Here is a 459-nt window from a genome sequence, read left to right as displayed (position 1 = left end):
TCATAGATGTGTTGTGGAACGGGCTCAGGCCTTGTGCGGCGGGGGGAAAGTCCCGGGGTATGCGTTTCGCAAGGCGGTTTTGAAACATAGGTAGGCGGGCTGGCGGCCGGCATCCCCCAAACGGGTTAGGGTCACTGCCGGCGTGGCGCGTCCGCGGCATGTGAGCTGCGGCGCCGACTGGAGAGCGGGGAGGAGAGGGATGAAGATGTTTGCGGTGCTGGGGCTGCTGCTGGGGTTCGCCGGACTGATTGCCTTCGGGCCGGTGGGCGGCGTGTTTCCGGCGGTGCTGGCAGTCGCTTTTGTTGTGCTGCTGCTTGGTCTTTCGCGCAGGCGCAAGTCGCGTGGCCATGGCGGAGATGCCTCGGGCAACGCCGGGATGGCCAGCAGCGGCGGCGACTCGATGACGGACGGTTGCCACGCCGCGGATGACGGTGGCGCGAGCTGCGGAGAGGGAGGAAC

General features: G+C 67.1%; 1 protein-coding gene. It reads left to right on the top strand.

The window, feature by feature from the left end:
- Positions 1 to 205 precede the first annotated feature (205 nt).
- The coding region (locus GRF61_RS24320; protein ID WP_169153179.1) for a hypothetical protein at positions 206 to 459 on the top strand (254 nt) is incomplete at its 3' end.

The organism is Azoarcus sp. TTM-91, from assembly GCF_012911025.1.
Taxonomy (GTDB): Bacteria; Pseudomonadota; Gammaproteobacteria; order Burkholderiales; family Rhodocyclaceae; genus Azoarcus.
Note: the sequence above shows the minus strand (reverse complement) of the source record. Positions and strands in the feature narration are given on the sequence as shown.